The organism is Yinghuangia sp. ASG 101, assembly GCF_021165735.1.
GTDB lineage: Bacteria > Actinomycetota > Actinomycetes > Streptomycetales > Streptomycetaceae > Yinghuangia.
On sequence record NZ_CP088911.1, the window covers coordinates 7,492,502 to 7,517,763 of the forward strand.

At 69.7% G+C, this 25,262-nt stretch carries 22 protein-coding genes; 17 read left to right on the forward strand and 5 right to left on the reverse strand.

The window, feature by feature from the left end; translation table 11 throughout:
- Positions 1-122 precede the first annotated feature (122 nt).
- Positions 123-1,976 (forward strand): histidine phosphatase family protein, encoded by a 1,854-nt coding sequence (locus LO772_RS32015; RefSeq protein WP_231775526.1) that lies wholly within the window; start codon positions 123-125, stop codon positions 1,974-1,976.
- 132 nt (positions 1,977-2,108) lie between these two features.
- Here LO772_RS32015 and LO772_RS32020 read toward each other — a convergent pair whose 3' ends face one another.
- Complete coding sequence (locus LO772_RS32020) at positions 2,109-2,837, reverse strand: SDR family oxidoreductase (protein WP_231775527.1); 729 nt, start codon at positions 2,835-2,837, stop codon at positions 2,109-2,111.
- Between the two features lie 254 nt (positions 2,838-3,091).
- On the opposite strand from LO772_RS32020, the gene LO772_RS32025 reads away from it, so the two are divergent.
- A complete protein-coding gene (locus LO772_RS32025) occupies positions 3,092-3,748 on the forward strand; it encodes an RNA polymerase sigma factor (protein WP_443089338.1) in 657 nt (218 codons plus the stop codon).
- Positions 3,745-4,449, forward strand: coding sequence for a hypothetical protein (locus tag LO772_RS32030; protein WP_231775528.1), 705 nt, complete (start codon positions 3,745-3,747; stop codon positions 4,447-4,449). Before LO772_RS32025 ends, LO772_RS32030 begins: the two co-directional genes overlap by 4 nt.
- Before the next feature lie 257 nt (positions 4,450-4,706).
- Here the strand turns inward: LO772_RS32030 and LO772_RS32035 are convergent, their stop codons facing one another.
- Complete coding sequence (locus LO772_RS32035) at positions 4,707-5,666, reverse strand: helix-turn-helix transcriptional regulator (protein ID WP_231775479.1); 960 nt, start codon at positions 5,664-5,666, stop codon at positions 4,707-4,709.
- A gap of 80 nt (positions 5,667-5,746) precedes the next feature.
- On the opposite strand from LO772_RS32035, the gene LO772_RS32040 reads away from it, so the two are divergent.
- From LO772_RS32040 to LO772_RS32050, 3 genes are all read left to right on the forward strand, one after another.
- Positions 5,747-6,430, forward strand: a complete 684-nt coding sequence (locus LO772_RS32040) for an NAD(P)H oxidoreductase (RefSeq protein ID WP_231775529.1) — start codon at positions 5,747-5,749, stop codon at positions 6,428-6,430.
- Positions 6,431-7,030: 600 nt separating this feature from the next.
- Positions 7,031-7,618 (forward strand): SRPBCC domain-containing protein, encoded by a 588-nt coding sequence (locus tag LO772_RS32045; protein WP_231775530.1) that lies wholly within the window; start codon positions 7,031-7,033, stop codon positions 7,616-7,618.
- Positions 7,619-7,719: 101 nt separating this feature from the next.
- Positions 7,720-8,283 carry an NADPH-dependent FMN reductase gene (locus LO772_RS32050; protein ID WP_231775531.1) on the forward strand — a complete coding sequence of 188 codons (564 nt, stop codon included), beginning with the start codon at positions 7,720-7,722 and terminating at the stop codon, positions 8,281-8,283.
- A 146-nt stretch (positions 8,284-8,429) separates the two neighbouring features.
- Here LO772_RS32050 and LO772_RS32055 read toward each other — a convergent pair whose 3' ends face one another.
- Positions 8,430-9,050, reverse strand: a complete 621-nt coding sequence (locus LO772_RS32055) for a DUF2867 domain-containing protein (RefSeq protein WP_231775532.1) — start codon at positions 9,048-9,050, stop codon at positions 8,430-8,432.
- A gap of 120 nt (positions 9,051-9,170) precedes the next feature.
- Here LO772_RS32055 and LO772_RS32060 point away from each other — a divergent pair, with 120 nt between their 5' ends.
- Both LO772_RS32060 and LO772_RS32065 read left to right on the forward strand, forming a co-directional pair.
- Positions 9,171-9,692, forward strand: coding sequence for a TetR/AcrR family transcriptional regulator (locus LO772_RS32060; RefSeq protein WP_231779793.1), 522 nt, complete (start codon positions 9,171-9,173; stop codon positions 9,690-9,692).
- Between the two features lie 265 nt (positions 9,693-9,957).
- Positions 9,958-11,094: a hypothetical protein gene (locus LO772_RS32065; RefSeq protein ID WP_231775533.1), complete on the forward strand. Its 1,137-nt coding sequence runs from the start codon at positions 9,958-9,960 to the stop codon at positions 11,092-11,094.
- A 149-nt stretch (positions 11,095-11,243) separates the two neighbouring features.
- Here the strand turns inward: LO772_RS32065 and LO772_RS32070 are convergent, their stop codons facing one another.
- Together LO772_RS32070 and LO772_RS32075 are read right to left on the reverse strand one after the other, a co-directional pair.
- Positions 11,244-12,470, reverse strand: coding sequence for an FAD-dependent oxidoreductase (locus tag LO772_RS32070; protein ID WP_231775534.1), 1,227 nt, complete (start codon positions 12,468-12,470; stop codon positions 11,244-11,246).
- Positions 12,471-13,270: 800 nt separating this feature from the next.
- Entirely contained in the window at positions 13,271-13,876 is a 606-nt protein-coding gene (locus tag LO772_RS32075) for a TetR-like C-terminal domain-containing protein (protein ID WP_231775535.1), read from the reverse strand.
- Between the two features lie 610 nt (positions 13,877-14,486).
- Here LO772_RS32075 and LO772_RS32080 point away from each other — a divergent pair.
- The 9 genes from LO772_RS32080 to LO772_RS32120 all read left to right on the forward strand — a co-directional run bounded on the left by LO772_RS32080 (position 14,487) and on the right by LO772_RS32120 (position 25,198).
- Positions 14,487-16,223, forward strand: coding sequence for a type IV secretory system conjugative DNA transfer family protein (locus LO772_RS32080; RefSeq protein WP_231775536.1), 1,737 nt, complete (start codon positions 14,487-14,489; stop codon positions 16,221-16,223).
- A gap of 132 nt (positions 16,224-16,355) precedes the next feature.
- Positions 16,356-16,730: a hypothetical protein gene (locus LO772_RS32085; protein WP_231775537.1), complete on the forward strand. Its 375-nt coding sequence runs from the start codon at positions 16,356-16,358 to the stop codon at positions 16,728-16,730.
- A gap of 28 nt (positions 16,731-16,758) precedes the next feature.
- Positions 16,759-17,694: a hypothetical protein gene (locus LO772_RS32090; RefSeq protein ID WP_231775538.1), complete on the forward strand. Its 936-nt coding sequence runs from the start codon at positions 16,759-16,761 to the stop codon at positions 17,692-17,694.
- Between the two features lie 23 nt (positions 17,695-17,717).
- Positions 17,718-19,706, forward strand: coding sequence for a hypothetical protein (locus LO772_RS32095; protein ID WP_231775539.1), 1,989 nt, complete (start codon positions 17,718-17,720; stop codon positions 19,704-19,706).
- 9 nt (positions 19,707-19,715) lie between these two features.
- Positions 19,716-21,203 (forward strand): SCO6880 family protein, encoded by a 1,488-nt coding sequence (locus LO772_RS32100; RefSeq protein WP_231775540.1) that lies wholly within the window; start codon positions 19,716-19,718, stop codon positions 21,201-21,203.
- 139 nt (positions 21,204-21,342) lie between these two features.
- On the forward strand, positions 21,343-22,821 hold the full coding sequence (locus tag LO772_RS32105; RefSeq protein WP_231775541.1) for an ATP/GTP-binding protein: 1,479 nt from the start codon (positions 21,343-21,345) through the stop codon (positions 22,819-22,821).
- Positions 22,818-23,738, forward strand: coding sequence for a hypothetical protein (locus LO772_RS32110; protein ID WP_231775542.1), 921 nt, complete (start codon positions 22,818-22,820; stop codon positions 23,736-23,738). Before LO772_RS32105 ends, LO772_RS32110 begins: the two co-directional genes overlap by 4 nt.
- Positions 23,739-23,776: 38 nt before the next feature.
- Positions 23,777-23,959 (forward strand): hypothetical protein, encoded by a 183-nt coding sequence (locus LO772_RS32115; RefSeq protein WP_231775543.1) that lies wholly within the window; start codon positions 23,777-23,779, stop codon positions 23,957-23,959.
- A gap of 57 nt (positions 23,960-24,016) precedes the next feature.
- Positions 24,017-25,198, forward strand: coding sequence for a C40 family peptidase (locus LO772_RS32120; protein WP_231775544.1), 1,182 nt, complete (start codon positions 24,017-24,019; stop codon positions 25,196-25,198).
- Positions 25,199-25,262: the final 64 nt, after the last annotated feature.

Consider the following 25,262-nt stretch of genomic DNA (forward strand, 5'->3'; position numbering starts at 1 on the left):
AGTAGGGTGAGCCGACGCCTTGGGATCGCTTGTCGCCCCCTTCCTGAAGCGCCCACGCACCGCCACAGGGCAGGCGTCGGCGCACCATCCGACCGGGACGCATCCAAGGGAGGCGGAGTGGCATGCCGGCCAGTGACCCCGGGCACCACGGCGAGGGCGATCCCGCGTCCGCTGTGGCTCCGTTCGAAGGCGTGCTGGTCTCCGGTCCGGAGGCGGGTGCCGCGGGCGGGTACAACACCGCACGGGCGGGGTTCTACTTCACCCCGGTTCCGAACCATGTGATCGAGCGTGTTGCCAAGCCTCTGCGGGACGGATACGACCTGAGGGTGTTGCCGTCCCATGCCCTCTACCAGGTGGCCACCGGCGGCGAGGCGGTGTGGTTTCCCGAGTTCGTCCACGAGTACCGAAACAGCGACGGCCATGCGGTTCAGGTCCTGGGTTTCGCGGGGCATCCGCCCGGTTCGGGTGATCCGGACGCACGTGCGTTCGCGGAAGCGGGTTTCGCGGAGTGCATGGAGTCGCTCGGCGGTGTCGACACCTCCGACCTCGCGCGGTGGCAGTCCGCGAACATCGACGATCAGCGTGATCCCGGTCTGCAGGACCGCTCGCTGGTGTTCGACGGACCGTCGACCTGGGACGCGGCGCGCCGCGCGAAGTTGTGGCAACTGTGGGACGAGGTCTACGCCCGGGTGGGCGAGCCGTTCGGGCCCGGGGGCCCGGCGTTCGAGGAGTTCTGGGGGCGGGTGGCGCCGCTGCTGCCGCCGGTGGAGGCGGCGGGGCCGGGGCGTGTCGTGCATTTCGACGGGAAACCCGGCAACGTCGTGCTCGCGTACGACATTCCGACGGTCATCGACTGGGACTCGGTCGCCGTCACCTTCACCGCTCCCGAACACGCCGCGGTGATCGACCTCGTCCGCTACCTGCACCTCGACGGACGCAACCCGTTGACGACCGCGCCGGAGCGGTGGCTGCCGACCGCCCGCAGGTGGTCGCATGCGGTCCCCGACGCGCGAAGACCTGTCGAACAAGCCACCCGGTTCTACGGACCTGTGGGCCAAGAAGCCCTCTATGACCTGACATGCTCAGCCGCCTGCGACATCCTGCGCGGCTGTGACGGGTCCGTTCCCTCCGAGTACGCCGTGGACGCGGTGTCCCCGCTGCTGCCGCTGCTCGGCTTCCCCCGCGTCCCGGCCGAAGTTCTCCGTGCCCGGTACGCCGACCTGCACGGACAAGCCCCCGGCAACCCGCTGGTCGGCGCCGAACCCGTCCACGGGCCTCCGCATCGCACCCAGTACGTCGCGGGCGACCGGCAAGCGTCGACGGCCCCGGCCGCCGGTTCCCATCCCGACCTGCCGCGACTCGACACATCCCTCGACGGCGGTCGGCGGTTCTCAACCCCCAGCAGTGTCCAGGCTCGGCTCACCCACGACCATGTCCAGCGGCAGATACCGCTCATGGCGGGCATCGCCTCCGCGCTGGATGATGTGCGCCGACTCCAGGAAGACGCCGGCCAGGAGCCGAGCCGTGACCTGAGGGACGTCGTCGAATCGCTGACAGGGGCCCGCCCCAACGTACTGACCGGCGGTCTGATGAGCGAGCTCAGGCAACTGACTTTCAACCTGTCTCTGGGAATGCGGACCGCGACCATTGTCCGCGACGCGGTGGTGACCGGGCAGGCGTCCGCGGATGATCCGTCCGGCTGGGTCGACCTGCCGCGCATGCCGGAACACACACGCCGCCTCATCACCCACGTCTTCCCCCGGAAGAGCGCCGATATCGCGACGGCGCCGCACAGCTCCGGACAGCACAGCACACGTACGCCCTCGGCCGGCCTCACCCCGATGCGACAACTTGCCCACCGCACACTCGGGGAGCAAGGCGAAATGACGTGCTTCTCCAGCACGGAGGCCTCCGCGCGTGGCGTTCGTTCCCGAGTCGGCTCCTCACTCAAGATGGAGCTGCGCCGCGAGCCGTGAACCGCCGAGCGGTGGTGGCTTTTCGGGCGTGGGGGGCAGCCGTCGTGTGTCGACGTGCGAGGGCATGGCTGGGATCTGTCGGATCTATGGGATCTGTCAGATCTGTCATCTCTGTCAGATCTGTCAGGCCTATCAGACCTGTTCGAAGTGGAACGCTTTGATGAAGCAATCGCGAGGCTGGCCGACGGCGAAGAGGACGCACTCCACGAGCGAGTGCGCGGTGAGGGTGCCCTCGGCCTCGCGTGGGGTGGTCTCCCACTCCTCGGAGAGCGGGTCGGCGTTGTCGAAGTCGGGCGGGTAGAGCGAGATGACCCGGATCCCGCGAGGACGCAGGCGCTTGGAGAGGATCTCGGTGAACCCTGCCTGGGCGCTCTTGGCCGCGTAGAAGGCGTCGTGCGCGTCCGACCGGTGGTGGCCCGGTGTTCCGCATGCGGAGACCATGGTGACGACGTCCGGCATCTCCGAGTTGAGCAGGAGGGGGAGGAAGCTCTTCGTCGTCAGGACTGTTCCGGTGGCACCGGAGGCCATGGTGTCGGCGATGTCCTCGTCCGTTGCGGACAGCAGGTCCGGGCCTTCGAGGTAGCGTGCGCCGTTGTTGACGAGGATGTCGACGCGGTCCGTGTGTTCCGCGACGCCGGACGCGAAGTCGCGGATCGATGCGGGGTCGGTCAGGTCGCAGGTGAAGGCGTGCACCCGCTGGTGGCCGAGGTCGCGAATCTCGTCGCGGACGCGGTGAGCGGCGGCGAGGTCGCGTGCCGACAGGAAGACCTCGGCGCCGAGGTCCGCGAGGCGGATGGCCAGGGTTCGCCCGAAGCCGCGGCCCGCGGCCGTGATGACGACGCGGTGGTTGTCCAGTCTCATGGTGTCGCTCCCGGGGCGTGGATCGGTCGGTGCGGCGCATCGCGGCGGCTGGCGTCCGCGGCTCACGCGGCCCGGTGCCCGAGGTCGATCGCGCGGCGACGAACAGCGCCTTCGGCTGAACAAGCCCCTCCTCGCATGCGCCTGTCAGTGAACGCGGACGCCGCCGTGCCGCACGGCGGACCACCGCGTTGTAACGTCAGCCCTTCCCCGTGCCACAAGCCGGTGACCGTGAATTCACCGAACGGGGAGGCTCCTTGCCACCGCCCACGAACGACGATCCGGCCGCACGCAGCGGCGACGAAGTGGACGTCAGTGCGATCGGCCGTGACCCGGACGTGCTCGAGGTGTTCTATCGCGCGCACATCGAGGCCATATCCCGCTTCGTCGCCCGGCGCGTCGACGACCCGCATTCGGCGGCTGATCTGACCGCGGAGGTGTTCCTCGCGGCGTTGGGTTCCGCGCACACGTACCGGGGCGGGCCCGGCGGAGGGCGGGCCTGGTTGTACGGGGTCGCCCGCAACGTCGTGGCCAACGACCGGCGCCGGTCCGCCCGGGAGGCCGAGGCCGCGCGACGCGTCGCGGGGCGGCGCCTCGTGGACGACGACGACATCGCGCGGTTGGAGGAGCGCCTGGACGCTGAGGCCGACGCGCGGCGCACGTACCGCGCTCTCCGTGACCTGCCGGACCGCGACCGCGCCGTCCTCGAACTCGTCGCCGTCGACGGGCTGGGCGTCCACGAGGCCGCCCGCGTCCTGGGGATGAAGACCACCGCCGCCCGCGTACGCCTGCACCGCGCCCGCAGACGCCTGACCGACGCGATGCGGAACGACGGCGAAGCGGACGCCGAGCCGCGCACCGCCACCGAGCCGACCCTGCCCACCCCCACGCCACACGCGGAGGCTCCCGCATGAACACCGACCCCACGCGCTTCGAGGACCGACTGCTGCACGAACTCAAGGGAGTCGTCGCGCACGGCGACGTTCCCGAACCGATCGTTCCGTCGGTCGCGCGCCGGCGGATCGGCACACGCCGCCGCCTCGCGTACGGGCTTGCCGCGTCCGCCGTCATCGCGACCTCGATCGGTCTCGCGGGCCCGACGTACTTCGGTGGCAAGGACGCCGAAGCCGCACCGTTCACCGTGGTCAGGCAGCCCGACGGCACCATCAGGTTCACGATCGCCGAGTACCGCGACCCGCAGGCGCTGGAGGCGCGCCTCCAGCAGTACGGGGCGAACGTGCGCGTCGACTACGTGCCGGCCGGGATGCAGTGTGCCGCAGGCCGCTACGTCGCGTCCCCGGTGCCCGGCGACGTCCTGACGGGGATCTTCGACTGGGTGCAGCCGCCCGGCGACCGCCCGATGACCGACGCCGAGAGCGCGTACTTCCGCCAGGGCTGGCAGGAGATCCACCCCGAACGCATTCCCGCCGGAACGACCCTCGTTCTGACCATGAGCATCCACCAGGACCCGGAGAACGCGGAAAACGTCACGACGGGAGGAATCTCGGAACTCGCCACCGGCGAAGTGGGCCCCTGCCATCCGGTCCCCGCCGGTACCGGCACCGGGCCCTTCGTGGACGAACAGGGCACGCATTCCGGCGTCGAAGGTCCCTGACCGAGGCGCCGAATCGGGGCCGCGTCGACGTTCGGCGGCGCTGATCCGCCGTGCCGACCGGGTCAGGAGGCTCGTGGCGTCACCGTCTTCCGTACGGCCTTCGTTGCCGTCCGGGACGGCCGTTTGTCAACGGTTTGCGGTTGGCGGTCGACCGCCTCGGAACCGTCGAGAACAAAGGACGCCACGCGCGGCCATGAACGCGGGGGGCCGGCCACCTTGTCGGGGTGGTCGGCCGTCGAGGCGGGCAGTGGCGGAGGTCAACGGTCCGTCCTGGTTCGTTGGTTCGTGCCCGCGCGCGGGCGAGGTGCCGGGCGGCGGAACTGTCCTGGGGTCTTGCCGCGCAGGCGCTTGAACGCGGTGCTGAACGCGAACGGGTCGCGGTAGCCGACCGCCTCGGCGACGTCCGCCACGCTGTGATCGGGGTCGGAGAGCAGTTCCTCGGCGATGTGCATGCGCCAGTCGGTCAGGTAGCTCAGCGGTGGCCGGCCCATGACCTCGGTGAAGCGCTTGGCGAAGTGCGCCCGCGAGACGTTCGCCTCGGCTGCCAGCGAGCCCACCGACCATGGCGCTCCGGGGTGCCCGTGGATGGCTTCGAGGGCGGGGCCCGCGACGGGGTCCATGGCTCCCCGGTACCAGCCCGGGGCGTCGGCGCCCGCCTGTTCGAACCAGCAGCCCAGGGTGCAGGCCAGTCCGGTGTCCAGGACGCGGTCGATCAGGGCGGTTCCGCCGGGCAGGTGTCGTCGGGTGAGCGCGTTCCGGGCCAGGCCGAGCCACAGGACGTTGTCGGGATGGTTCTCGTGCAGCACCAGCGCGGGGGGCAGGGTGCGCAGCAGCCGCTCCTGGCGGGTGCGGGTGGCACGGTAGCCGCCCGCCATCACCGTGGTGGGGTCGCTGGTGCCGGGGCCTGCGGTCCGGGCGGGACCGGTGTCGGTATCGAGGCAGGCGATCTCGTAGGTCCTGTGCGGGTGGTTCATCGTGCCGACGCTGTCGGCCAGGTGGAAGGGCGCCGGGCCTTGCACCAGCGCGGTGTCGCCCGCACGTACCGTGAGTTCGGTGCCGTCGGCCAGGATCACCAGTCCGCCTCCGCGGATCACCGTCAGCATGGTCAGCGGTGCGCCGTCGGTGAAGCGGATCGCCCACGGCGGCTCCAGCACGGTCTGGGTGACCCACGCGCCCTCGGCTCGAATGCCGCCGAGCATGTCGCTCAAGGGGTCCATACGGGGAGTGTAGACGCACACCAAGGTATGCCCGTGTTTCACCTATGGATCGTCCACCGGCCTGCGGCTGTACTGGATCCATGAACCACGAGGCCGCCACCGAGAACGACCGTTCCCAGCGCGCACGCACCGCCTTGATCGTTGTCGCCCACCACCGTTCCGACTCCCTGACCGCCGCCGTCGCCGACCGCTGCGCGGTCCGGCTGCGGGCCGCGGGATACCGCGTCGACCTGCTCAATCTGCACGCCGAGGGCTTCGACCCCCGCAACCGCCCGGCGGACGAGCCCGATTACGGCGATCCCGACAAGACCTACTCCGCCGAAGTGCACGCCCACATAGGCCGCGTGCACGCCGCCGACATCGTCATTCCGGTCTTCCCCGTGTGGTGGTTCGGGCTCCCGGCACTCCTGAAGGGCTGGTTCGACCGGGTGTGGAACCACGGTCTCGCGTACGGGCGCACCGACTCCCTGATGGCGGGCAAGCGGATGCTGTGGCTGGGCCTGGCCGGGATCACCGCACAGGACAAGAACGCGGATCTGGTGTTCGGGCTGCTCGACGGCCCGCTGCTCCGGGGGATCTCGGAGTACTGCGGCGTTCCCGACACCGAGGTGGCGGTGATGTTCGACAGCGAGGGCAGCGGCCTGACCGGCGACGCCCGCGAACAGCACTACCGCCGCCTCTTCGCCGAGGCGGATGCGGCGGTCGACAAGGCCATCACCGATGCCCCGAAGCTGCCCCGAGACGCGCAAGTCGGTGCTTCGTAGGCAGACATGCCAGGGGACAGCCACCATTCAGACGTGCGCTCTCCTGATCTCCGTTGACCCAGTTGACGGTACGTCAGCTACGGGCACGGCCCATACAAGGGGTACTTGGGGGATGACCCCGGCGGAACGGTCGGCGTCAGATCCACCTGCCGTCGTGCTCACGGCTGTCCGGGACCGGCACCACGTGGGCTGTCTCGACTACGCCCGCTCCCCGCGCGCTCATCTCGGGTCCGGCGACCACGTACCGCCTCGGAGGAAACTCGGTTTCCGGGCCGCGCTGCCGCGGAGCGAGGGCGGCCACGCGCCCGCGAACCTGTCGCTCGTCGACCTGCCCTGGGGGCGAATCGGAGGACCGCTTCCCCCAGGGCCTGGGTGCGTGGCGCCAGTGGGGGCGACGGTAATCGAGAGGTAACTCCAAGTCAGTCATACGCGTGGCTTGGCGGTGAAGGGGGCATGCGCGCGTTGCTTCCTCCGCGGTGCCCAGGTGACTTGAAAGTGCGTAAGCGGAGGCGGGAGAAAAACCGGTTCTCGCGTGTTACTTACTGATAGTAAGTAAAGGAGCGGGCCCCGAGGGGCCGACCCGCGCCGTGAGAGGACGCCATGACCGAGCACCGAGACCGGGGACCGCTCCCGGGCACACAGCCCCGCGAGTTGCCGGGGCCGCCCCCGCGAACCGTGGTGCCCCGCGACGACGAGCGAGACACGGGCCCGCGGCACGAGACGTTCACGGTCGAACAGCACCTCGACGCACCCGCGGCCACGGTGTTCGCGGCGTTCCGGGACACGGCGGTCAGGCGGCGGTGGCTCAGGCTTCCCGGGACGACCACCTTCCACCACCACGACTTCCGTGTGGGAGGCGGAGAGACAGTCCGCAGCATCTTCACCACCCTCGACAACACCCCGGAACACCTCGAACACCGCGCCCGGTACATCGACATCGTCCCCGACCGGAGCATCGTCCACGTGTACGAGGCACGCGTCGACGACACCCTGCGCTGGACCTCCCTGGTGACCGTCGGCCTGCGACCGCAGCCGCGCGGCACCGTGCTGCGGTGGACCGAGCAGGTCGCCTTCATCACCCCGACCGGCGACGGCAGCCACGACCTGCCGCACCTGCGCGGCGCCACACGCCTGCGACTGAACGGACTCATCGTGGCGTTGGCATCACCGCACGGCACAGCACCCTGAGAAGCCTTGTGGTGAGCACAGGCTCCATGAGCCTCGGCTTGAGCAACCGTATCCACCATCAACTGCGCCACCTACCTTGCCTGACAGATAGGGACAACGGCATGACCAAGATCGGCATCATTCTCGGCAGTACCCGTCCCGGCCGGGTGGGGGCCCAAGTCGCCGCATGGGCCGCGGAGACCGCCGCGAAGCACGGCCACACCGACGTCGAACTCGTCGACCTCGCCGAACAGGCGCTGCCGGTCTTCGACGAGCCGCGTTCGCCGCTGACCGGCAGCTACGCGTACGCCCACACGCGCGCCTGGAGCGCCCGGATCGCCGCGTTCGACGCGTACGTGTTCGTGACGCCGGAGTACAACCGGTCGATGCCCTCCGTGCTGAAGAACGCGATCGACTACCTGTACCGCGAGTGGAACGACAAGGCCGCCGGAATCGTCTCCTACGGCAGCGCGGCCGGCGGGGCCCGCGCCGCGGAGCAACTGCGCCTCGTCGCCGGAGCACTGCACATGCCCGTCGTCCGCACCGAGGTCAACCTGTCACTGGCCACCGACTTCGAGGCCTTCACCACCTTCACCCCCGCCGAACGCCAGGCCGCGACACTCCAACAGCTCTTGACCGAAGTCGTCGCCTGGTCGGACGCACTCGCACCCCTGCGCCGAGCCTGACGGGCGCCGCCGGCGCGGTGGAGCACCACCGTCGGGGTGTCGCACCGCGTGGAGGAGTGCGGGCGTGTGGCAGCGGTTGGATCGCGTGGTGCCGGAACGGCCGGGGTCCCCGGTGACCGCGGTAGGTCAGCCGCGGCCCTGGCCCGCTACGGGGAACTCGCCCGGGCCGCATGCGAGGTCTTGTGAGCGTGCTCGCGCCAGGCTTGTTCCCATCGGCGGGTCAGCGCCGGATACACGATCAGGTATCGGAAAGGCGCGATGGCGGCCATGTAGAGCCGTCCGAACAATCCGTTGGGTTTGACGAGGACGGCCATGCGCAGCTCGTGGTCGCCGTGCGCTCCGCGGACCCAGCCGAGGTGCATCACCGTGTGGACGGTCTTGTTCGCCATCTCGCGCGCGGCTTCCGTATCCAGCTCGTAGAGCGCTTTGAGGGGCATGCCGTCGTCGTCCGGGCCCGGGGGAGCGTCGCGCAGATCGTCGGGCAAGCGTTCGCGGAGCGAGGCGACGCGGCGACCGACTCCCGCCGACGGTTTGTCCCAGCCCAGGAGCGCGCCGAGCTTCCACCGGACGGCGAACAGGAGCTTCACCGGCCGAGGTTGCTTCGCGAGTCCGCCGGTGGTCCGCATCGCCTCGAGCATCGCCGGGAACTCGTCGGGCCCGGCTCCGGGAGTACGGAACGACCACACGTCCTCGATCCGGAAGTCGCGGGTCAGTTCGTGGATCCGCCACGGCTGCCCGGTATGGGCGGTCTCGGTGAGTCGTCCCACGGTTTCACCCCTCGTTTATACGGCACCGTATGCTTCGTTTATACGGTAGCGTATACAACGGACGCGATCAAAGGAGGTGGCCGGATTCCCGCCACGCCCCGCACGCCACGTGCCCGTTGGATCGAAGCGGGCCTCGAAGCCCTCGCCGAGGGCGGACCCGACGCGGTCCGCGTCGAGACTCTTGCCGCGAAACTCGGCGTGAGCAAAGGCGGGTTCTACGGCTACTTCGACGGCCGTGCCGCGCTGCTCACGGAAATGCTCGACGAGTGGGAACGCCGCTACACCACGGAGGTCATCGCGCGGGTCGACGCCGAGGGCGGCGACGCCGCGGACCGAATCCGACGTGCCGGCCGACTCACCTTCTCGGAAGACCCCCACCCCATCGACCTCGCGGTGCGGGCCTGGGCACGAACCGACGAGTCCGTCGCCCGGCGGCTGCGACGCGTCGACAACGAGCGCCTGGACTTCCTGCGAAGGATGTTCGGCGCCTTGATCACCGACCCCGACGAGGTCGAGGCACGCAGCGTCCTGATGTTCACGCTCGCGATCGGCCGCCACTTCATCGCCGCGGACCTCCACGGGCGCACCCAACGCGAAGCCGTCCAACTCGCCGCGGAACACCTGCTGCGCCCGCAACCGTGAATGCGAGACCTGCGACCGGCGTTGGCAGCGCGGTTGCCGAGCCCGGAGGTGTCCGGGCGGACCAAGCGCGTCGCGTGGGCGGCGATCAGGGGCAGACTTGGGTATGGGTGTATCAGGCGTGGCGCAATTCGTGGTGGAAATGGGCGAGTTCGGGCGGTGGCCGATGTGGGATCCGCCGGTACGCGGGCCGGGAGTCCTGCAGCGGGACGGTGGGTAGGATCCGGCACATGCCCGCCGTCCGCCGCCCCACGAGGGAACAGCGTTGGTGAGGGCACCCGGGTTGGCTCCGGATGATCCGCACTACCTGGCGATCGCGGAGGCCGGATCCCCGGAGGCGGTGCAGCTTCGCCTGGCCACGAGTCTGCGCGAGACCCTCGGCCGGGACATCGTGGTGGACCTGGCGGGGTGCGAGGAGTGGTACGCGAAGGACATCGCGGTCAGCGCCGTCCACTGGTCGCGTCTGCACCCCGAGAACACCTTGCTCCGGTCGATCAAAGTGGGCTTCGTCCCGAACTCCGGGGAACCCGGAAAGGTCGTGGTCGCTGTCACCAACCAGGGAGGCGACATCGTCATCAGCCGCTCTGCCGTCGGCCTGCCCGGGGCAGCGGACTGGCTGAGGGTACGCGTCGCGGAAGTCACGGACCACGAGCTCGCCCACGTCGAGGAATTCGACGCCCACATCGCGAACGGCGGCTACTTTCTCCTTCCCAACCTCCTTCTCGGCGACCGCGCGTGTCTGCGGTGGTTCCACAACAGCGTGATCCCGGACAAGCGGCCTGTCCCGGCGGAACTCGCCGCCGTCAACGAGCGGGCGGTGTCCGACGAACTCGGCGCGCATGCCGCCAAAAACAAGGTGGAGCTGTACGCGTCGGCCAAGGCGCGACTCACGCGGAAGGGCGCCGACGCCGCGGCTCTGGTGCGGGCGGTGGTTCCGGACGACCGCAAGTACGGCAAACGCACCGAGGTGATCGCGGCGGCGCCCGGCTACGCCGCGTGCCTGCGCGATCTCACCCGCCGTCGGACCGAAGCGCGGACGGCCGCCAAGTCGGCCGTTGCCCCGGCCTCCCGCGCATACGACAAGAACACTCGATTCCACCGGGCCCAAGCGGACTTGGGCCCGTCCGAGGGCGACCGTCCGGGAGAGAGCCGGGCATCCGGCTCGCCCGGCGAGGGCCCAGTCGCCAACGCCTCGTATGCCCTCCTCGCGTCCGACGCCTTGTCCGTGGGCTTTTCCCCGGCACACCACATCGCGAGCCCCCGGACCGACCCGGCCGAGCCGCTGCCACGCGCGCCTTCCGACGGTCTGCGCTCCGAGGTGTGCGGCCGGGTGACACCGCGGACGTCACCGGCGGACGGCAGAGGGCTGGACATGCGCGGTCCGGGCCGCGGCCGGGACCGGTGACGGCAGGGGCCCGCCGTTTCGTGAGGAGGCTCGATCCGGGGCATCAGGTGAGCCGGCGGGGCATCGCACCTGTGCCGAGTTGTGGTCGGCGTGGTCGGTGCCCCCCAGCGGGGAGATCGCGTGGCGCGCGTGCCGGAGTGGGGACCGGTTCAGGTGGCCCAGTGGCCTTCGAGTTTCCGTGCGGCGTCTCGGACCATCTCGCGCAGGGCCGCGGCGTCCTCGCCGTCTTCCTCCAGCGCTGTCGCGAAGTCGTAGACGTCGGCGCTGATGCCGGTCTCGGCCATGAGCCGCAGGAACTCGGCGGTGTGCTCGGACGTGCGTTTGGCGGCGGCTGCGCGTTGGGGCTCGTAGGTGTCCAGCAGCGTGGGGTCGGCCCAGCGCTCCCATACGGCCGCGGCTTTCCAGGCGAAGTCGTAGGCATCGTGGACGCCGAGGTTGATGCCCGGGCCCAGCATCGGAAGGAAGCGATGCGCCGCGTCTCCCGCCAGGAACACTCTTCGGCTCCGGAACTGGCTCACGACTTCGATCGTCATGCTCCGCGGCTGGGCGTCCGTGATCCGCAGCGGCAGCGTGGGTACGCCGGTGGCCGCGCGTACGACGTCCTCGCACCACTCCTCGGTCGCCACGGCGGCGTCGGGGCGGCGGAACGCGGTGTAGATCCACCGCGGGCCTTCGAGGCGGGGGACGAGGCACCCGCAGGAGACGCTGTTGATGATCCAGTACGCCACGCACGGGCGTTCCCCGGTCCACGTGCGCAGGTCGGCCTCGAAGTCGATGGCGACCAGATCCATGTCCATCCGCATGCCGTCGAGCGGGATGCCGAGCATCTTCCGTACGCCGCTGTTGATTCCGTCGCACGCGAGAAGGTAGTCCGCCCGCACCAGGCCCGGTTCGCCGTTGCCGTACGTCAGTTCCGCCGTGACGCCTTCCTCGGTGTTCTCGAAGCCGCGCAGTCGGGTGGAGAAGTGGATGTCGACGGACGGGCAGCGCCGCACAGCCGCCAGGAGTGCCGACTCGACGGCGTCGGATGGGCAGAACATGATGTCGCCGGCCCTGGCCACGGTCGGAGACCAGGTCTCGGGACGGCTCGCGTCCCGTCGGATGGGGCCGAGAGTCTCGCCCGCCAGGGTGCGCTTCCACGTCACCGGGCCCGTGGCGCCGAACGGCAGCGCGGCACGGTGGATCTCGTCGCCGATGCCCCAGTAGTGGAACAGCTCCATCGTCCACTTGTTGACGCCGGCCACACGTGAACGGCGGCCGAGCCGGCGGTGGCGCTCCACCACCGTGCACGGCACCCCGCGCCGCCCCAGTTCCAGCGCCGCGCTCAGTCCCACCGGGCCGGCCCCGATGATCAGTGCCGAAGTGTGGTTCTCCATGGCCTGCTTCCACAACAGAGGGACGGGTTGCGGGGGCACGTTGCCCGCGCCATGGCGGTGGTGCCGTGGCGGCGTGGACGCGGTCGCGCGCTGTCGGGCGAGGAACCGGCTCTTGCCTGTGTGGCTCTGTCAGTGCCTCGCAGGTCCGCACGGAGAACTGGAGGGCCCCACCGGACGCTCCGCTGCGATACGCGGAACCCTGGTTGTTCCACCTGGTGCGACCGGCTCGGCCACCTGCGCCGAAGACGCGGGACATCGGCGCGTCGTGCCCGCCGGAAGGGAGGGGAATCCTGCCGACGGGCTCGAAACGCCACCGAACACGACCAGGTGAGGACGGCGTCCGTTCCGGAGTTCGAGTCGGTCTCGAGTCCTACATAGATATCCACAGTATCATATATGCGGATCGCGAACCATGGATGACCGATTCGCGCAGGCGGCGGACACCCGGCAATTGCGGCAACAGCGCGCAAGGCGACCCACTGTACGCCGCCGCGGCCGGCGAGGCGGGCGCGGCCGGTTCGGGACGGAGTCCGGCGACGGCGATCAGTCTCGACCGCGCGTTCCGGTGGCAGGATGGCTGCCCGCCGCCGGAGGGGCGTCACGCCCGATATGCGCCGCGTCACAATGGCGTTCCCAAGGCGACGGTGAAGGCGCCGCGCGCCGCCGCGAGATGGTTCGCGCCGTCGCCTGTGGAACGACGGGGTGCCCGGTCGCATCCGAGCGGTATGCGGTACTCGGATGCCCAGGGACGCGACCACCCGCGTGATCGAACGGGCACCGACAGGCGGGCCTTGGGGCTTTCAGTTCCTCGCGGCCACGCCGGTTGACGTCCGCACACCCAGTCCGTCGGCGAGGAGCCCGGCGAGCCGGTCGATCTCGGCGGTTCCCGGCAGATCCTGGCGTGCGGTGAGCAAGCCGACGAAGTAGCCGGCAATCAGGTCGCCGATGGCCTTCCGCGGTGCGCCCACGCCGATTTCGCCGCGTCTGACGGCCTGGTCGAGAATCACGTCGACCACCTCCTGCCGGCGCGCGTTGAGTTCCCGGAGGATGAACAGGATCTGCGGGTCGTTGGGGGCCTCGGCAAACAGGTTGCGGGAGATGCCGCTCATCGGCATGGCGCCGTACACCTCGGTCATTCCCGCGATCAGAGTGACCAGGTCGCCGCGGAGACTCCCGGTGTCCGGTGCGGGGAGGCGGGCGCCGCCGGTGCGTTCGATGGCATCGAGCAGCATGTCGCGTTTGGTGGGGTAGCGGCGGAAGACGCTCGCTCGCCCGACGCGCGCGTACGCGGCCACCTGGTCGTAGGTGACGTCGAGGCCCTTTTCCGCGATCAACGTGTCGACCGCCGCTCGAATGGCCGCGTCGACCTCGGGGTCCGGCTTGCGCCCACGCGTCTTGGCAATCACACCCGCTCCCGAATGGTTTCTCGCTGCACCACGCCAGAATCCGGATACCGCGCGGTCGGTACCAATCTACTCCAATGCGTTCAGAAACAACTGCCTGTGTGACACCAGGCGGATCGCAATCGCGTTACGGATCTCGATGTGTCTGGGATTTCGACCGCTCTGTTCACAAGGGCGCCCACGCATCCGACGGGTTGCCCGATACCCGGGGCCGTCTGTCGGAGAAGCAGCACAAGGGCGACGGTGTGGGCGCTCCACCGGCCGACGTTCGACGGAGGCGCGGAGCCGCTGCGATCCCCGGCCCGGACCTGGGCCGCACCGCCTCGGGAACTCGGTTGCGTCGGCGAGGGTTTCACCGCGGCGGGGCCGTGTCGCTCGCGGATCCCGATCGGCGGACGCGGACGGGCGGCTACGCTCGCACCTTGGCTCTCGGCCGAGGGGGACACGCGCTGACGTGGCGCACAAGGGAGGCCGCGCGGTCGCGCCCCCGCCCCGACTTCGCCCGCCGGTGAGGACCGCCCGTCGCCCGGGCCACCCGACCTCCGGGTGTCGGCAGTCCGCGCCGAGGACTGTCTCTGGACACTACGCCGATACTTATAGTATCTGATTGACCGTGAGTGCGACCACGAAGCGGCGGGGCCGCGATCCGTTCCGAGAGATGTACGTGGTGCTGGCGGTCGTTCTCGTGCCGCTGGTGCTGCTCTCCGTCGTGTGGCTCGGCGCGACTCTCGGGGCCGGGAGTTCCGGGCGTCGGCCCGCGCGGTTCCCGCCGGCGATGCTCGTCGAGTTGGCGGCGGGCCGCTACCGGTGGCCCGGAACGTCCGCGACCGTCGCCACGATCGGGGTCGCCTGCGTGCTGCTGGCGGCCCTCTTCGGGATCGTCGTGGTTGTCGGCCGGTGGCAGCGTGCCAAGGTCAAAGTCGACCGCGCCCTGCCGTACTTGGCGCAGCCGCACGACCTCGAACATGTCACCGAGGCCGGCGCCCGCGGGATCGCGCGGCGGCTCGGGGTGCCGGACGCCGCGGCTCCCGGCGTCCTGATCGGGAACACGGTGCGCGGGGGGCGCCCGCTGTACGGCTCGTGGGAGGACATGCACGTCGACATCTGGGGCCCGCGCACCGGAAAGACGGCCACCCGGGCCATCCCGAACATCTGCGCCGCGCCGGGAGCGGTGGTCGTGACATCCAACAAGCGCGACATCGTCGACGCCACTCGGCTCACCAGGGAACGGCGGGGACGGGTGTGGGTGTTCGACCCGCAGCAGCAGGCCGGGGAACCGGCGTCGTGGTACTGGGATCCGCTGTCGTACGTGGGCGACAGCATCGTGCGCGCGGTCAAATTGGCGGGGCGTTTCGCCGCGATCAACCGCATGCCGCACACCCAGAGCGACGGTTATTTCGAGCCCGCGGCCGAGCAGTTGATCGCCAACCTCCTGCTTGCCTGCTCGCTCATCGGCCAGCCCGTCACCACCGTGTACCGCTGGCTGACCAATCCCACCGATGAGGACCCTGTGCGGATTCTGCGCAGGGCCGGGCACGAACTCTCCGCCGACGCCGTGGGCAACGTGGTCAGCGCGCCCGACCGGCAGCGTGCGGGCGTGTATGGGACGGCCGCGGAGATGATGTCGTTCCTGATCGCACCGACCGTGACGCAGTGGGTGACTCCGGGGTCCGATACGACCCGTCTCGCCTTCGACTACCGGGAGTTCGTCAGGAGTTCGGATCAGACGCTCTACCTGCTGTCGGAGGAGACGAACAAGATGGCGGCGCCGCTGGTGCTGGCCTTCACCGCGGCGCTCGCCGAGGAGGCCGAGAACCTGGGCATCGCCTCGCCGGGCGGACGGCTGCCGCTGCCGATGCTGTTCGTCCTCGACGAGGCCGCGAACGTCTGCCCGTGGAAGGCCCTCCCGGACAAGTACTCGCACTTCGGGTCGCGCGGTGTGGTGATGATGACGATCCTGCAGTCGTGGGCGCAGGGGGTGTCCGCCTGGGGCTCCGACGGCATGAAGAAGCTGTGGGGCGCGGCGAACGTCCGGGTCTACGGCGGCGGTGTGCTCGACACGGACTTCTTGTCCGGCCTGTCCGCGGCCTCCGGTGTGTTCGAGCCCGAGACGACGAGCGTCTCGCACAAGGCGACGCGGCTGTTCCCCGAGTCGTTCAACGTGGGTTCTCGGCCCGAGCCGGTGTTGGATGTCCCGGACTTGGTGGCGCTGCCGCGCGGGCGCGCTTTCGTGCAACTTTCCGGTACGCCGGCGACGTTGGTGCGCACGGCACCGTGGTGGGAGGGGCCGTTCGCGGCCGAGATCCGGGCGTCGACCAAGCGATTCGATCCCGTGCCCAGCGTGAAGTAGCCAAAAAGCGAGAGTGCAAGTATCTGATACTTCAAGCTTCTGATAAATTCCTTGAACCATCGTGGCCCCCCTGAGTGGTGTGGAGCCGCGCGATGGAATTCCACATTCCCTTGGCATGCACGGGAGCTTCCCATGCTGAATCAGCTCCAACTCCTGGCCTATCGGGCGCTCGCCGCGCTGCCGGCGGACGATTCCAAACCGCTCTGCAGCGGCGGCGAAGCCGGGGAGTGCCACGATCCGCACGAGCCGCTGAAGCCCACCTCGCAGGTGAAGCTGCCCACTGACCTCAGGAGCGGGATCGAGTCGTTCATGGCCTACGTCCAGATCGGGGCGTGGGTCGCGGTCTTCGTGGCGGTGGTCGGCGTCGGCGTGGTCGTCGTGTGGGGATGGGCCAGCGGCAAGGGTGTGCAGGCCGCCGGACGTCTGGGCGTCGTTTTCGGCGGCGCGGTGATCATCGCGACCGCGAACACGCTGGTCACCTTGTTCGTGGGCTTCGGCCACAGCTGAGGCGGGCACCGATGCGACGGAGACAGGCATGATGTCCCCCCGGGCCCGCCGGCCCGGACCCGAGGGCGCGGACGCGGCCCCGGTCGTGCGGCGCCGCACCACCGTGTCCGTGGGCGCGTTCGTTCTGCTCGTCATCGGCGCTGTGGCGGTCGCCGTCCTCGGGCCCCCGGACTCTTCGCCCGGGAAAACCGGGCCCGTGACCGCCACACGGTCGGACGAGGACACAGCGCGCGGTGGCGCCGATGAAGCGGTGAACAACAGCGACTCGGAGACCAGTTCCCCGGTGCCCATCTCGCTCCCGGCCCCCGCACCCGCTGAACCCTGCCCGGTACTCGACGCGTCCGACCAACGGGTGCCCGCGCAACCGCCTCAGGACGTCAGCTGGAGCGTGTTCCACGGGCTGCTGGTCCCCTCGTCGCCGAGTGCGGGCCCCGCCCTCGCCGAGGAAGAGGTGCAGCGCTGCTTCGCGCACACCCCGACCGGGGCACTGCTCGCCGCCGTCCAGATCAGCGCCCGCTATTTCCTGGCCGCGGATTGGCCCCTGGTCGCGGACCGTTGCCTCACTCCGGGGCCGATGCGCGACGCGGTGATCCAGCAGCGCGCCGCACGTGAGCGGATCGCCGGCGTGGCGAGCGATCCGCCGCCCGAGTCCCTGGCGCAGGTCGCCGGCTACCACGTCGACTCATACGCACCCGAACGGGCGGTCATCCGCCTGATCCGCGACGGCGGTTCGCCGGACGGCGGTGCCTCGGAGGACGACTACGACGGCGACCAGGACGATGACCAGGACGCCGACCAGGACGCCGACCAGGACGCCGGCGACAGTCTCACGTCCGCCGTCTACACCCTCGAATGGTCGGGCGGGGACTGGCGGATCCAACTGCGGCCCGACGGCTCCGACGCCGACGTACCTGCCGAGACCGACGTCGGCGGCGCCACGCCGTGGGGAGCCGGGACGTGGTAACCGAGGCCCAACCCCGGAAGGCCATGCTCGCGCGTCTGATGGCCGTACTGCTCCTTCTCGCCGCCGCGCTGCTCGCCGGGGCCGGCCAGGCACACGCGGCCGGCCCGGCGGCCCCGGGCCAGGCCCCCGGCGCGAGTCGGGTGCTGCCCATGGACGACAAGTGCACCGACGGTTCACCCGTGGTCAACGCCCAGTGCGGCAAGAGCAAGGGCCAACCGGAGCACGAGGATTGCGACGGCTGGGGCGAACCGGCCGGCTTCTGTGCCAAGCCGGGCGACAAGCCGGGCGGCAAGCGCGACAGCGGGATCTACGACGTCGGCGACAAGAAGGACAGCAGCAACCCCTTCGAACAGATCGAGGCACTGGTCTTCGACGCGGTGAGCGTTGTCGCCGAATGGGGGATCGAGGAAAAGGGCCCGAACATCAGCGGATCCGCCGACGACGGCGGCATCGCGTTCGCCCGCGACAACCTGCTGCCCGTCGTGGCTTTCGTCGTGGTCGTCGCACTGATCGCGGGAGCCGTCCGCCTCGCCATGCGCCGTGACGGCAGACCTCTCAAGGACATGGTCGTCGCGTCCGCGGTCTTCGTGGCGGTCAGCACATCGAGCATTGTCGTCGTGGACCTGTTGAGCAGGTTCTGCCAGGATTTCGCCCGCTGGTACGTGCTCCGGGGCCTCGGCGGCGACTCCGGGGACTCCCGGTCCTCGATGCGGACCGCGCTGGGAAACCTGCTCAAAGGGGCCGACAGCGGCGACCATCTCTTCGTCGGGATCATGGCCGGACTGTGTGTCTTCGGCGCCGCCATCGCGCAGTGGCTGTACAAGATGTACGCAGCGTTCATCGTCCTGTACCTGGTGGCGACCATGCCGCTGATGGCGGCCGGCGGCATGCTGGGCGGCAACGGATCCCGGGCGTTCGGCCAGCACATCGCCAAGACCATCACGTGGGTGCTCGCCCCGGCGGCGATGGACGTCGTGTTCGTGCTCTCGGTGCAGGAGTACGCGCGTGCGTCCGAGGCGGGCGGCGGGGCCGCGCCCTACCGCGGCATCGCGATCCTGGCGTTCGGCACGATCACCGTCGCGTCCGTGCGTTCGGAGGTCCAGGGCTTCCTGGGCGGCGCCGCCGGATCGAACGCGGTCGCCGCGGGCTCGGCGATCCTGGGCGCGAAAGCCCTCGGCGCAGTGGTCAAGGGCGGGGCCGGGGTGGGCGGTGCGGTAGCGGGCCTCGCGGCCGGGCTGGCAGGCGGCGGAGAAGGCAGGAGCGGCGGCGGACGCGGTGGCACCGGGGGCCTTGCCGGGGGCGCGGCGACGGTCGGTGACCGGCCTTCGCGTGACCGGGGCCGCGCCGAGTCCTTGGGAGCCGCGGTCCGGTCCCGCGCCGACGACCTGCGCGAGCGACGCAGGAACAGGGTTCTCGCCAACGCCGAGGCGACACGCTCGCGCGTGGATACCGTGGCCGAGGCGCGGTGGGCGGAGGCATCGAAGGGTCTCGCGGCCATGTCCCCCGGCGCCCTGCGCGCCCGGGAGGCCAACGCTCTCGCAGACCGCGCAGACGCGCTGCGCGTCGGTGACCAGGCCGCGGCCGACCGGCACAACCTGGCTGCGATGGCGGCCCGTGTCCAACGGGGGAAGGCGCTGGGTGCCGCCTCCGTCGGGGCGTCCGCCGAAGCCCCGAGCACGGGCTCTCCGCCGATTCCGCACGCGGTGGGGGAAGCCCCCCACGCCCCGTCGACGCGCCCGGGCGTGGCCCGCGACGCCGACGTCGACTCCGATACAGGGCGGATGCCTATCCCGGGGGGAACCGGCGAGGACACCGGGGGCCCGCTGGCCCCCGGGGCCGCCGCCGTCCCCCCGCCGGCCCCTGCCGCGCCGGAACCGACCGGTCCCGACACGCCCGGCAGTCCGCCGCCGCGCGGGCGGGGGGCGGCGCCTGACGCCTCGAACCGGGGCGCCGAACCCCGGCCCACCGACGGGCCCGGCGGCAGTGACCGCAGAGACACCGAGTCCTGGTAAGGAGATTCCTTGTCCTCCTCCGTCCGGACCTATGGGAACTGGCGCAAGCCCGCCTTGCCGGGCATCGGCCGGCTCGGTCTCGCCGGCACGGTCACGCTGATGGGTGGCCTGGCCGTGGTCATCCTCGCGATGATGATCTCCACGGCGCTGGCCCTGGTCGCGGTGGTCCTCATCGCCATCCCCCTCGTCCCGCTGACGATGCGCGACCGCCACGGCCGCAACGGACTGCAATGGGTCGGGACGCGGTGGGCGTGGTTCACCGGGGTGCTCCAGGGCACGCACCTCTACCGGTGCGGCCCGCTGGGGCGGCTGCCCACCGCGGCGTACGCCCCGCCCGGGTTGCTGGCCGGGGCGGTGATCAGCGAGGAAAACGACGCCTACGGCAGGCCGTTCGCCCTGGTGCAGTTGCCCACGGCCGAACACTATTCGGTGGTCCTCGCGTGCAACGCGGACGGCGCGTCGCTGGTCGACGCCGACCAAGTGGACACCTGGGTCGCGCATTGGGGGCAGTGGCTGGCGACCCTGGCGTACGAGCCAGGCCTGGTCGGGGTGTCCGTCACCATCGAGACCGCGCCCGACACCGGAGAGCGGCTGCGCAACGAGGTCATCGACAATCTGGTGGAGGACGCGCCCGACCTCGCCCTCGGGGTCTTGGCGGACATCGTGGACCACTACTCCGTGGGGTCCGCGGAGATCACCACCCGTGTCGTCCTCACCTACAGCGGGGCGGCCGACGGCGTGCGTTCCCGCCGCGGCCCGCGGGAGACGGCGGAGGAGATCGGCAACCGGCTGCCGGGAATCGCCCGACGCCTCTCGATGACCGGTGCCGGGCCGGCGGTGCCCATGACCCGCGACGACCTGACCCGGGCGGTTCGCGCGGCGTACGACCCCCAGGCCGTCATGGAACTCGACGAGGCCCACTCGCTCGGCGTCGCCGACCTGGACTGGCACGAAGCCGGACCGGTCGCCACCCAGGAGGCGTGGGACCACTACCGGCACGACAGCGGCTGCTCGATCACGTGGACGATGACGCAGGCTCCTCGCGGCGAGGTGTTCTCCACGGTTCTCGCGCCGCTCGCCCAGCCCCACCCGGACCTCGCGCGCAAGCGCCTCACTCTGGTCTACCGGCCGCACGACGCGGGCTCCGCCGCCCGGCTGGTCGAACGCGACCGCAAAGACGCGCTGTTCAAGGCTCAGCAGACCAGCATCGTCCAGGCCCGTGACTCGGTGGACCTCCAGTCGACGGCACAGGCCGCGCGGGAAGAGGCCATGGGCGCGGGGCTGGTGCGCTTCGGGATGTTCCTGACCGCCACGGTCCTCGACCCCGGCGACCTGAAGCTCGCCGCCGCGACCGTGGAGAACCTCGCCGCGGCGGGACGGATCACCCTGCGGCGCGTCTACGGGGCCCAAGCCGCCGCGTTCGCCGCCGCGTTGCCGGTCGGACTGGTGATGACGAAGCACCTGCGTACGCCCCAGCCGATCCGCGACGCCATGTAGCGCCACGGTGCCGACGAACCATAAGGAAAGGTGAGACATGGCCCCCAAATCCCGGACGGCGTTGCGATTCGAGTCGCGAACCGCTGCGCCCGCCAAGCCGGTTGAATCCTCCGTCGGCGAACGCCGAGGTCGGGGTCGCTTGTTCGGCAGGCGAACACCGCCCGCTGAGAAGACCGATCACAAGTCGTCGGGACCCGGCCCGCGCGGATGGACGGGTTGGGGGCGCGGGGAGTTCACCCACGTCGAGGCGGCGCCGGAATGGCGCGGCACCACCGTGCAGGTCTGCGGGCTGTGGCCGTTCGGAGCGGGATCGGGGACACCCGTCACCGGCGTACCGCTCGGCCGGACGCTGACCAACGGGGCCACTTTGTGCTGCGATCCGATCAGTTGGTTCAGCAGGGCCAACCTCATCCTCAATCCCAGCGAATTCGTCCTGGGCAAACCCGGCCTGGGGAAATCCACCGTGGTACGCCGCCAGGCGCTGGGACTTGCCGGATACGGCGTCTCCCCCCTCGTCTTCGGAGACCTCAAACCGGACTACGTCGACCTCATCCGTGCCCTGGGCGGGCACGTGATCAGCCTCGGACGCGGGCGCGGCAACCTCAACGTCCTCGACCCGGGCGAGGCCTCCGACGCCGCCGCACGCCTGACCGGTGACGCGCGCAAGGCGCTGATGGCCGACTCGCACGGGCGACGGCTGAACGCGGTCTGCTCGCTGCTGACCATCGTGCGCGGCAGCCCGGTCACCGACCGCGAGGAGACCATTGTCAACATCGCCCTCAAGGTGCTCGACGACCACCACCACGCCGGACCTGCTCCGGTCATGGCCGACCTGCTGCGGGTGATCAGGGACGCGCACCCGGCGATCCGTGCGGTCGCACTCGACCGCGGGGACCTGGAACGGTACCGGGACGTCTGCGAAAGCCTGGAGGCGTCGCTGATCGCCCTGCTCGGAGAGGGGCGGCTCGGCGACATGTTCTCGCGTCCGACCACGGATCCCATGCGCCGCGACCGACCCGTCTGCTTCGACATCTCCAGCATCGACGACTCGGAAATGCACATGCAGGCCGCCGCGTTGTTGGCCTGTTGGTCGTACGGCTTCGGCGCGCTGGCGGTGAGCCAGGCGCTCACCGACGCCGGACTGGAGCCGCAACGCCACTACTTCGTGATCATGGATGAGTTGTGGCGCGTCCTGCGCGCGGGCCGGGGCCTGGTGGACCGGGTGGACGCACTCACCCGGTTGAACCGGCAACGGGGTGTCGGCACGGCGATGATCACGCACACCATGTCCGACCTGGTGGCACTGCCTTCCGAGGAAGACCGCATGAAGGCCAAGGGGTTCGTCGAACGTGCCGGCATGGTCATCTGCGGCGGCCTTCCTGCCGCCGAAATGCCCGAACTCACCCAGGTGGTGGGGATGACCGCCGCGGAACAGGAGATGATCGTCGACTGGTCCACCCCTCCCGCGTGGGACACGGGACCCGAGCGCCGCGCGGAACCGCCGGGCCTGGGCAACTTCATGGTCAAAGTCGGCGGGCGCCCGGGCATCCCGGTGCACATCGAACTGACCCAGGCGGAGTTGTCGATCAACGACACGAACCGACGGTGGGCCCGATGAGGCGTGTCGCCCGCGTGGTCGGGGTTGTGGTGATCACGTGGGTGCTGTTGTTGACGGGTGCGTCCGCGGCGTTCGCGGATTGGCCTGACGAACCCAGTTGTGTGTACGTACCCGATGACATTTATGGCTACAAGTTCAATTTCTACTGCTGGGAAGTTCCCGAGGGCGGTGCCGTTGGGAAGAACGGCGAGAGGCACGTCAACAACGACAAAGCCGCAACGGGAAACGTCCTCCATTGGAAGGAGCCCGATGAGAAAAAGAATCCACACTGGACAAACGGAGGTATCGGGACCGACTGTGCCAACAAATGGGACATGGGGGAGTGGAATGTCGACAAGGACAGCCCGAGAGGAAAGCAGCTCTATCAGGAGCAGTGCGTCGGCAAGCGTATGGACTCCTGGCTCGATGGACGCCACGGGGATTCGGATCTGTCGAATCTGGAGGATCCGTGCACAACACTGCCGAAAGAGGTGGCCGACCAGTGTGTGAATCCAATCGGAAACAATCCGTGTCTGGCTATTCCCGTGCCGGACGAGCTTGCGGCGTCGACGCGTGCCAAGTGCATGTCGGACCACCCGGAGTTCCGTCAGAAATTCGCCGGTGATCCGGGAAACGGGTTGCCGGGGTGTGGCGGTGATGACTGTGGCAAGGACAAGTCCGAGTCGGCATCGGGTATTGGGGTCGATGATGACGTGATTCAGGAGATGCGGGATCTCCTGGGTTATGGGGTTTTTGGCGCGTTGTGTGTGTCGTTGGTGGCGCTGATGGTGACCGGGGCTCAGCTCGCCCTGGCGCGGCGCGGCGGAAAGGACGTGTCGGCGCGTGCGGTGAAGGTCGTGTGGGTGTGCGTCGCGGTCTTTCTGATCGGGACGGTCTCCAGCGTCGCGGTCGTCATCACCGGCATGGCCGGGAAATGACGCTTTGACAGGCTCTGTGCGGTGGAGAAGGGAGCTCCGTGGAACAGACAATCATGGATTTCGTCGAGGGAACGGTGCGGCCCCTCTTCAAGGCCACGTTCCCCGCAGCTTTCAAAGCGGCCAGCCGTGAATTCGGAGGGTCACACACGCTGGGTGAGGATATTCGGCGGGAACTCGGACAGCGCAGGACGATGGGCCCGGAAAAGGCTCCGGCGAAATGACACGCGTCGAGGGAGAACTCGTAAGGGGCCTGCATGCGCATGAGGTTGGGGCAGGTCATGGCGGTCACGGTGGTGCTCGCGATGATGGCCGTTTCGGGCATGGTCGTCGTCGTGGTCACCGAGTTGGAGAACAAGATCAAGGACTCCGTGAAAGACTATGTCGTCGGCAAGATCGCCGAGATGGCCGGTCTCTCCAAAGGAATTCTGAAGCTCGCCTCGGGTGACCGGAAGCAGGACGCGAAAGACGCCGTCCCGCTGATCGTGGAGGCCACGCACGGCAAACTCGGCTGCCCCGAGGTGACTTCGGCCGTGATCGCCTCGCAGATCTATCACGAGTCCGGCTACAACCCGACGATCCAGAGCCCGGCGGGTGCCCGCGGGATAGCCCAGTTCATGCCCGCGACCTGGGCCGCGCACGGTGTCGACGGCAATGGTGACGGCAGGAAGGACTACAACGACCCTCAGGACGCCATCCCGTCCATGGTTGCCTACGACTGCGCGGTGGCGAAAAACACGCGCAAGGTGCCCGGCGATCCGGTGAAGAACATGCTCGCCGGTTATAACGCCGGCCCCGCCGCGGTCGTCCGCGCCGGCGGCATACCCAATTACCGCGAGACGATCAACTACGTCAGCCGGATCACCCGGACCGCGGACGAACTCGCCGCGCTGATCGCCGCCGAGGAGCCGTCGGATGCCCGGGCCCCTTCGTCGTTCGGCGCCGAGGTGGTCGCCCAGGCGGAGAAGTGGACGACCCGGAACCTCCCGTATCTGTGGGCCGGCGGGGACAAGGACGGGCCGACACCGCGTTGCCCCGGGGTCAGGAGGGCTTCGGATCCGCGGCCTTCGGGATGTCCCGTGGTCAGACCAGGGGACATCGGCCCTCCCCTTCCCGGGAAAGGCGGCTTCGACTGCTCGGGCCTGGTGCTGTACGCGGTCTATCAGGCGCGGAAGCGCTTCGGTGTCACGCCCAATGCCGTGCTGCCGCATCAGACGTGGTACCAGCTGAACGACAAGACGGGCACATCGGTGCCGATGGACAAGATCAAGCCGGGGGACATCATTTTCGTGTGGCCGAAAGAGCATCCGGAAAGTCGGGATCCGGGCCACGTGGTGATCTACGCGGGGACGGTGAACGGCAAGAAGATGATCATCGAGGCGCCGCGCACGGGCCGTGACATCCGCAAGGTCGAACTGAGTTCGTACGATGGCCGCCGCATGGAAGCCCGGAGGTATGGGTGAGGTTCCCATGGTGTGCCAGTCGTGCCGCGCCTGCCGCTTGGGCCACCCGTGCCGGCCGCGTCGG